At 34.0% G+C, this 2538-nt stretch carries 3 protein-coding genes and 1 pseudogene; all 4 read left to right on the plus strand.

All coding sequences use genetic code 11. The features are described 5' to 3' along the window. A pseudogene (locus tag ACPEH5_RS22600) lies at nt 1-292 on the plus strand (fimbrial protein); the annotation flags it as partial. Between the two features lie 5 nt (nt 293-297). Further along, nucleotides 298-843, plus strand: coding sequence for a fimbrial protein (locus ACPEH5_RS22605; protein WP_042848885.1), 546 nt, complete (start codon nt 298-300; stop codon nt 841-843). 19 nt (nt 844-862) lie between these two features. Continuing rightward, nucleotides 863-1582: a fimbrial biogenesis chaperone gene (locus ACPEH5_RS22610; protein ID WP_042848886.1), complete on the plus strand. Its 720-nt coding sequence runs from the start codon at nt 863-865 to the stop codon at nt 1580-1582. After that, nucleotides 1575-2324: a fimbrial biogenesis chaperone gene (locus ACPEH5_RS22615; RefSeq protein WP_166696997.1), complete on the plus strand. Its 750-nt coding sequence runs from the start codon at nt 1575-1577 to the stop codon at nt 2322-2324. Before ACPEH5_RS22610 ends, ACPEH5_RS22615 begins: the two co-directional genes overlap by 8 nt. The last annotated feature ends 214 nt before the right edge of the window (nt 2325-2538 follow it).

Below are 2538 nucleotides of genomic sequence, written 5' to 3' on the forward strand. Positions count from 1 at the left end.
AGGTACTGAAAAGAAAATTAAAATAAAATCTAAATCGGCCGCATCAACAACATTTAATAATGGTATTTTTTTTGGATTAGCAGATACAACTAAAACGGGTTTTTTACTTGAATCCTGCGACAATAACAACCAAAATTGTCAGGCGGTGAAAGATGAAGGGATTTCCACATTTCCTTCCACAACCAGCGATTCAATTGTTGTGAATTACCAAGTTAGCCTTGTCAAACGAGAGAATAACGTTAAGCCAGGCGATGCTAATGCTGCGGTTACTTTTGAATATTATCAGGATTAAGAGCCATGAAAAAAATAAAACAGGGGTTACTGACTTTTTTAATGCTCCTCATGCATTACCCCGTGATGGCGGCAGATGATTACAAAGTAGAATACCAATTTTCTGTTTTATTTTTAGCTAAGACCTGTGAAATCGATGTCCCAAATGAAATTATATTTGGTAATGCATCTGGTGTCACAACCGTCAGTGAAATTAAAAAGGATACAGTGGCAAAGAATTTCTCGATTGGTTTAAGAAATTGTACTACGACGGATCAAAAAACGGCGGCGGTTTATTTAGCATCAGGTAATACATTAAATGGCAGCAAAAACTTCTTCAATGATGACCCAAATGGTGTCATTGGTGTTCAGTTATTAGAAGGAAATCGGGTTATTGATGTTAATCAGAGCTCATTATTAAAGCCAGATGCAGCCTCAATAATTTGGGATAATATTCAAAGTGTCAGTGAAACAAAAATGGTGACAGCCAAATTACGTTGCGCTGAAAGCAATTGTAACCCTAGCGATGGTGATTTCTCTGCAACATTAACTATTGGCTATTATGCCGATTAATAATATAGCGGAAGTTTAAATGAAAAAGATAATACAAGCCTTATTAGGCATAGTTTTTGTATCACAAGCTTCATTTGCTGCGGTTTCACTCGACCATTCAAGGGTTATCTTTACTCAGAATGATAAAAGTCAAAGTATTACAGCACATAATAGTGGTGGAAAAAAATATCTGGTACAAAGCTTAATTTTTTCAACCTTAGAAAAGGAGGGTGAGGCTAGTGAAAATTTCACAGTCATACCTCCAATTGTAACACTAAAAGAAAATTCAAATAACGCATTGAAAATCATACCAAAATCATTAGGCGATTTACCTAATGATAGAGAGTCCTTATTTTATCTCATGTCTAATTTTATTCCTGAGACACAACAAAGGAATAATGATGATAGTGATAAGGTGAACACAAGATTCAACTTATCAACAAAAATTGTAATAAAGATGTTCTACCGTCCAAATGGAATTAATGGTCATGTTAATGATTACATTAATAAACTAACAGCAACTCAGGTAGGAAAGAAAATTGTAATTAAAAACCCATCTCCTTATTACTATACCTTAGTAAATATAAAGATGGATAACATCGATTATGATAGTGATAGAGCACCAATGGTAGCCCCATTCTCAACAGTTGAATTAAATACAAATAGAAAAATATCAAAGTTAGAGTGGAGCATAATCAATGATTATGGTGGAGAAACAAAAGCAAAACCACTCATCTTAAAGGGTACTCAACATGATTAAAAATAGCGTATGGTCCTTTTGGTTTATTATTCTACTTTATCCACTAATTGCATCGGCGGATAACTCAACAGGATTTGACTTTGTACTAAAGCGTTATGTTTATAATGAAAGCAACTCAGGCGGTATTAGTGTTGATATGACTAATGCAAACCCCAATAGCTATTTAATGGAAGCTTGGGTTGCTAATATTGATGAAGCGACCTTACTTCCTAAAAGTGAAAATAAAAATGAGCAAGTTCCATTTATTATCTTACCTCCGCTAAAGAAAATGGACCCTAATACTCAAACCTCATGGAATATCCGTCGAATTAGTAATCAAATTAATAATACTGATATACCAAAAGATAGAGAAAGTTTGTATTGGATTGGGATTAGAGCTATTCCTGATGAAGGGAAAAATAAAAAAGAAAATAGCGTCCAATTGAATATTATCCCGAATTTCTATTTTAAATTAATCTATCGCCCTAAAGCGATTGAAGAACTTAAGACCGCTGAATTAGCGAAAAAAGTTAAGATAACTCGCAAAGGTAATTTATTACAGATTGAAAATCCAACCCCGTTCTATCTATCATTTGATTATTTAAAAGTGGCTGGAAATAGTATTAAAAATGAAGATAGGGAAATAACATTAACGCCTTTTTCAACCAAAGACATTACATTACCTAATTCGAAGGCTGGAAAAATCGAATGGCGATTTACCGATGAAAATTTAATGGAGTTACCTCCTCAATCCATAGAATAAACATCGATTGAAACATAAATAACAAGAATAAATAACGAAAGGTGATGCAGTGAAAGGGATGAAAATAAAATTAATTGCATTAGAGGTCTTTATTTGTTGCTATGCAATGGCCCCCTCTTTTATGCATGCCGAATCGTATTTTGACCCCGGCCTATTAATGCACGGCAGTGGGATAGACGTTTCTCAACTCGATTTAAATGACTTTGCAGATAAC

This window comes from Providencia sp. NPDC089933, assembly GCF_049545585.1.
Lineage (GTDB): Bacteria > Pseudomonadota > Gammaproteobacteria > Enterobacterales > Enterobacteriaceae > Providencia > Providencia huashanensis.

Coding starts and splice junctions, on each gene's coding strand:
- ACPEH5_RS22610 (WP_042848886.1), top strand. CDS start 863: ATGAAAAAGATAATACAAGCCTTATTAGGCATAGTTTTTGTATCACAA.
- ACPEH5_RS22605 (WP_042848885.1), top strand. CDS start 298: ATGAAAAAAATAAAACAGGGGTTACTGACTTTTTTAATGCTCCTCATG.
- ACPEH5_RS22615 (WP_166696997.1), top strand. CDS start 1,575: ATGATTAAAAATAGCGTATGGTCCTTTTGGTTTATTATTCTACTTTAT.